This is a genomic window from Roseomonas sp. 18066, from assembly GCF_902706185.1.
In the GTDB taxonomy this organism is placed as follows: domain Bacteria; phylum Pseudomonadota; class Alphaproteobacteria; order Acetobacterales; family Acetobacteraceae; genus Pseudoroseomonas.
Window position 1 is genome coordinate 1 of record NZ_CACSJM010000247.1, and the last position, 5,159, is coordinate 5,159.

General features: G+C 72.1%; 5 protein-coding genes. 2 read left to right on the forward strand and 3 right to left on the reverse strand.

Going from position 1 to position 5,159, the window contains the following annotated elements; genetic code table 11:
• Positions 1-1,132 (forward strand): capsule biosynthesis protein (locus tag GVN67_RS27880; RefSeq protein ID WP_235035581.1); only part of this gene is annotated, 1,132 nt, incomplete at its 5' end.
• A complete protein-coding gene (locus GVN67_RS27885) occupies positions 1,122-2,855 on the forward strand; it encodes a polysaccharide biosynthesis/export family protein (protein WP_160000573.1) in 1,734 nt (577 codons plus the stop codon). The genes GVN67_RS27880 and GVN67_RS27885, both read left to right, overlap by 11 nt.
• A gap of 86 nt (positions 2,856-2,941) precedes the next feature.
• On the opposite strand, the gene GVN67_RS27890 is transcribed toward GVN67_RS27885, so the two are convergent.
• From GVN67_RS27890 to GVN67_RS27900, 3 genes are all read right to left on the reverse strand, one after another.
• A complete protein-coding gene (locus GVN67_RS27890; RefSeq protein ID WP_160000570.1) occupies positions 2,942-3,832 on the reverse strand; it encodes an HlyD family secretion protein in 891 nt (296 codons plus the stop codon).
• On the reverse strand, positions 3,829-4,038 hold the full coding sequence (locus GVN67_RS27895) for a DUF1656 domain-containing protein (RefSeq protein WP_160000571.1): 210 nt from the start codon (positions 4,036-4,038) through the stop codon (positions 3,829-3,831). Before GVN67_RS27895 ends, GVN67_RS27890 begins: the two co-directional genes overlap by 4 nt.
• Positions 4,035-5,159: FUSC family protein (locus tag GVN67_RS27900; RefSeq protein ID WP_200845428.1), on the reverse strand; the 1,125-nt coding region annotated here is incomplete at its 5' end. The genes GVN67_RS27895 and GVN67_RS27900, both read right to left, overlap by 4 nt.

Here is a 5,159-nt window from a genome sequence, read left to right on the forward strand (position 1 = left end):
CCCCAGGCCCGGCCCCAAGCCCCAGCGTGGCTTCCTCTGGAAGCGGCGCTTCTACCTGATGCTGGTGGCGCTGCCGACGATCCTCGCCGGCATCTATTTCTACGGCTTCGCCGCCGGGCAATATGCCTCGCAGGCTCAGTTCACCGTGCGCGGCCGCAGCGGTGGCGCCGGTGGCGGCGGTGGCGGCGGTGGCGCGCTGGCCAGCATGATGGGGGCGGCCGGCTTCTCCGCCACCTCGCAGGACGGGCTCGCGGTGAAGGAGTTCCTCGCCTCGCATGACGGGCTGATCGGGCTGCAGGAGAAGGTCGGGCTGACCGAGCTCTACCGCCGGCCGGAAGCCGATCTGCTGGGGCGGCTGTGGACGGCGGACCCGCCGGCCGAGCTGCTGCAGATGTACCACAACCACATGAACACCGTCGCGATCGACAGCACCTCCGGCATCATCACCCTGCAGGCGCGCGCCTTCCGCCCCGACGACGCCCAGCGCATCGTCGAGGAGCAGCTGCGCATGTCGGAGGAGTTCGTGAACCGGCTGTCGTCGCGGGCGCGCGACGCCTCGCTGCACCTGGCGCGGGAGGAGATCGCCCGGGCCGAGAAGCGGGTGCTGGACAGCCAGGCCGCGGTCACCGCCTGGCGGCTGCAGGAACGCTCGGTCGACCCGCAGCGCAGCGCGCAGATGGGGCTCGACGGGCTGGGCGCGCTGGAAGGGCTGCTGATCGGCGCGCGGGCCGAGCTGCAGGAGAAGTCGGCCTATATGCGGCCCGACAACCCGATGATCTCGGGGCTGCGCAACCGCATCGCCTCGCTGCAGCAGCAGATCAACGAGCAGCGGCAGCGGATGATCCGCGGCGGCGAGAACCTGCCCGGTCAGCTGGCCGCCTATGAGCGGCTGATCCTGGAGCGGGAATTCGCCGACAAGCAGCTGGCCTCGGCCACCGAATCGCTCGAGGCGGCGCGGGTCGACGCGCAGCGCCAGCAGCTTTTCGTCACGCGGGTGGTGCAGCCGACCATGGCGGAGCTCGCGATGTATCCGCGGGCGGGGATCATCCTGCTCAGCATGTTTATCATCTTGTCAGTGTTTTACGGGATCGGGTGGATGATGGTGACGGGTGTCCGTGAACATGCGTTCTAGCCGCGCGCTGGTCGCCGCCGCGCTGGCGCTGCTGCATGCCGGGAGCGCCCTGGCGCAGAGCCCGACCCTGTCCAGCCCCTCGCCGGCGCTGCAGTCGCAGGGGACCGGCGGCACCATGAGCGTGCCGCAGCTGCTGCCGGGCAGCGAGATGACCAACCGCGCCGGCACCACGACCGAGGCCGAGGCGGGCGCGACCGTCGCCGGCCCGCTCTCCGAGCCGCAGCGCCAGCCGGGGCCGAGCCGCGCCGTCTTCGGCGCCGCCCTCTTCGCCCGCGGCGCGCCGAGCGCGTCGGACACCAGCAACCCGAACTACCGGCTTGGCCCGGGAGACCGGGTCAGCGTCCGCGTCTGGGGCGGCGTCGAGGCCGAGGTGATGGGCCAGGTCGATCCGGAGGGGAACCTGTTCCTGCCCTCGGTCGGGCCGCTGAAGCTGGCCGGCGTGCGCGCCGGCGACCTGCAGCGCACCGTCGAGGGCGAGCTGCGGCGGATCTACACCCAGCAGGTGCAGGTCTATGCCGTGCTGCTTTCGGCGGCGCAGATCGGCGTCTATGTCACCGGCTTCGTCAAGCTGCCGGGCCGGCACATGGGCTCGGCCTCGGACACGGTGCTCGACTTCCTGCTGCGCGGCGGCGGCGTCGACCCGGTGCGCGGCTCCTACCGCGACATCATCGTCAACCGCGGCAACCAGACGGTGCAGCGGATCGACCTGTATCCCTTCCTGCTGCAGGGCCGCCTGCCGCAGCTGACGCTGCAGCATGGCGACACCATCGTGGTCGGCAAGCAGGGCTCGGTGGTCTCGGCCGATGGCGCCATCCGCAACAACTACCTCTTCGAGGTGGCGGGGCGGACGATGAGCGGGTCGGAGCTGATGGACCTGTCGGCGCCGCTGCCGGCGGCGACCAACGCGGTGATCCGCGGCACCCGCAACAGCCAGCCCTGGTCGCGCTACGTCAACACGGCGGAGCTGCGGCGCCAGCCGCTGCAGGACCAGGACATCGTCACCTTCATCACCGACGCCCCGGCGCCGACGGTGCGGGTCTTCGTCGAGGGCAGCCGGCTTGGCCCCTCGGTGCTGGTGGCCGATCGCGACACCACGCTGTGCCAGCTGCTGGACTATGTCTCGGTCGATCCCGGCCTGGCCGACACCCGCTCGGTCTTCCTGCTGCGCCAGCGCCTGGCGTCGCAGCAGCGGCGCTCGATCAACGAGGCGCTGGACCGGCTGGAGCGGCAGCTGTTCACCGCGACGTCGAGCACCACGGGCGTGTCGCAGATCCGCGCCTCGGAAGCGCAGCTGGTCAACAGCTACATCCAGCGCGGCCGGCGGATCCAGCCCGAGGGCCGGCTGGTGGTAGCCGACGACTATGGCCGCTGCACCAATATCCGGCTGGAGGATGGCGACACCATCGTGATCCCCGAGCGGTCGGAGACGGTGCTGGTGGGTGGCGAGGTCACCACGCCGCAGGCGGTGGTCTGGCGGCCGAACATGACGATCGACGACTATGTCAATTCCGCCGGCGGCTACACCCAGCGCGGCACCTCGAGCGACATCATGATCCGGCGCGCCAGCGGCCAGATCATCCTGGACCCGCGCGAGGGCCCGCGCCCTGGCGACGAGCTGATCGCGCTGCCGCATCTGGAGATCAAGGGTCTGCAGCTGACCGCCGATATCCTGCAGCTGATCTACCAGTCGGCGCTGTCGGCGCGCGTCTTCACCAACAACTAACGCTCGCGTGGCCCGCCATCGGCGGGCCACCCAGGCGGAAAGAAGATGGGGGTCCGGGGGAATTCTTTCCCCCGGACTTTTTCTTTTCAGGGGTGCAGCAACGTCGGCGCCACCCCGCCCGGCATCACCGTGACGGTGGCCGTCCGCCCCGGAATCAGCCGCAGCCCTTCCGGCAGCGGGTCGAGCGCCACCCGCACCGGGATGCGCTGGGCCAGGCGGACCCAGGAGAAGGTGGGGGTGATGTTCGCCACCAGTCCGGTCGTCTGCTCGCGGTCGGCGATGCCGCCGGCGATGCTTTGCACCCGGCCGGTCAGCACCCGGCCGTCGCCCATCAGCGTCACCTGCACCGGGTCGCCGGGGTGGATGCGGGCCAGCTTGGTTTCCTCGAAGTAGCCCTGGACATGCAGGCTCTGGGCATCGACCAGGGCCATGGTCGCGCTGCCGGCGGCGACATAGGCGCCGGGGCGCAGGGTCAGGTTGGTGATGGTGCCGTCGGCCGGGGCCAGGACTTCCGTGCGTTCCAGGTTCAGCTTGGCGACCTCGCGGGCGGCGATGGCCTCGTGCCAGCTGGCCTCCGCGGTCAGGGCGTCGGAATGCGCCTGCTCCTGGCGCTGGGCGGAGACGATGCCCTCGTTCAGCCGGTCGTAGCGGCGCTCGTCGCGGCGGGCGCGCTCCAGGCTGGCGGCGCGGCTCTCGACCACCGCCTCGGCCTGCTGCAGGGCGAGGGCGAAGCGGGCGCGGTCCAGGCGGAACAGCGGCTGGCCGCGGGCGACCACGGCATTGTCCTGCACCAGCACCTCGGCCACCAGGCCGGAGATGTCGGGGGCGATGCCGATGATGTCGGCGCGCACCCGGCCGTCCCGCGTCCAGGGCGCCTCCATGTAGTAGCGCCAGAGCTGCCAGCCGACCGTGGCGGCGGCGGCCACCAGCAGCAGGGTGACCAGGATCCTGGCGATACGGGCGACAAGGGGTTTCATGGCAGCAGGGTCTCCGCAAGGGCGACGGTGCCGCCCAGGATCAGGATGTAGAGCGCGAAGTCGAACAGCGCGGGGTGCCAGACCCAGCGATAGGCGCCGCCCGCCCGCAGCAGGCGGCGGGCGAGGGCCGAGAGCGGCAGGGCGATGACCGCCCAGACCAGCAGCGCCGGCAGGAAGATGCCGTAGAGGTCGATTTCGGCGGTCATGCCGGCAGGCTTTCGGGACGGAGGAAGGGCGAGGGGGCCTCGGGGAACAGCGCCAGCCGCAGGCCGCTGATCGACAACGCCGCCTGCCGCGCGGCGCGGGATTCGGCCGAGGCCCCGGCGCAGCTGGCCAGCGTCCGGTCCATCTGGCCGAGCAGCTCGGTGGCGGGCAGGCGGCCGCGGGCCTCGGCGGCGACGGCCTGCAGCAGCCCTTCCAGCGAGCGGCGCTGCTCGGCCGGCAGCGCCGCCATCTGCTCGCGCAGCCGCAGCATGTTCAGCGCGGCGCGCAGGTCGGAGAGCTCGGCGACCGGCACGGCGCGGGCGTCGACCGCGCCGAGGCGCGCGGCCAGCGCCTCGAAGCGGTCGAGCATGACGCCCAGGATGCGGCGCAGGTCGGTGGGCGCCCGGCCCTCGGCCAGGCGGGCCAGGTCCAGCCGGTCGGCCGCGGCCAGGCGGCGGATCCGCCAGGCGACGCCGAAGGAGCGGGCGAGGCGGGCCAGCAGCAGCGCCAGGCCGAGGCCGCCGAGGGTCGCCAGCCCGCCATCGGCATAGCTGGCGAAGTCGGTCGCCACATAGCTTTCCTGCAGGCTGATCACGGTGGGCAGGGTCACCGCGATGGCCAGGCTGGGCGCCATCAGCGTCGGCTGCGGCATCAGCGCGCCGACCGGGATGTAGAGAATGGCGAGCACCAGCAGCAGCAAGGGCAGCCCGTCGATCCGCGGCAGGATGGCGAACTGGTAGAGGCCCGCCAGCACCACCGAGATGGCGGCGCCGACCAGGAACTGCTTCAGCGCCGGGGCCGGGTCGTCGAGCTGGCCGAAGATGCAGAGCGCGACGCCGCCCATCATCGCCATGCTGGCGCCATGCGCCCAGCCGCTGCCGATCCACAGCGCCGAGCCGATCAGCACCGCGCCGGTCGCCGCCAGGCCGGAGAGGGCCACCAGCAGCGGGTCGACATGGCCGGGCAGGTGGCCCGGGGCGTCGGGGGCGGCCTCGGAGGGCTTTTCCGCCAGCAGCCGCTCGGTCAGCAGCAGGCATTCGCGCCAATGGGTGACGAGCTCGCGCAGCCGCTCGACCAGCCCGTCGCGCAGCAGCGCGGCCCAGGGATCGCCAGGGGGGTGGGG

Coding starts and splice junctions, on each gene's coding strand:
- GVN67_RS27885 (WP_160000573.1), top strand. CDS start 1,122: ATGCGTTCTAGCCGCGCGCTGGTCGCCGCCGCGCTGGCGCTGCTGCAT.
- GVN67_RS27890 (WP_160000570.1), bottom strand. CDS start 3,832: ATGAAACCCCTTGTCGCCCGTATCGCCAGGATCCTGGTCACCCTGCTG.
- GVN67_RS27895 (WP_160000571.1), bottom strand. CDS start 4,038: ATGACCGCCGAAATCGACCTCTACGGCATCTTCCTGCCGGCGCTGCTG.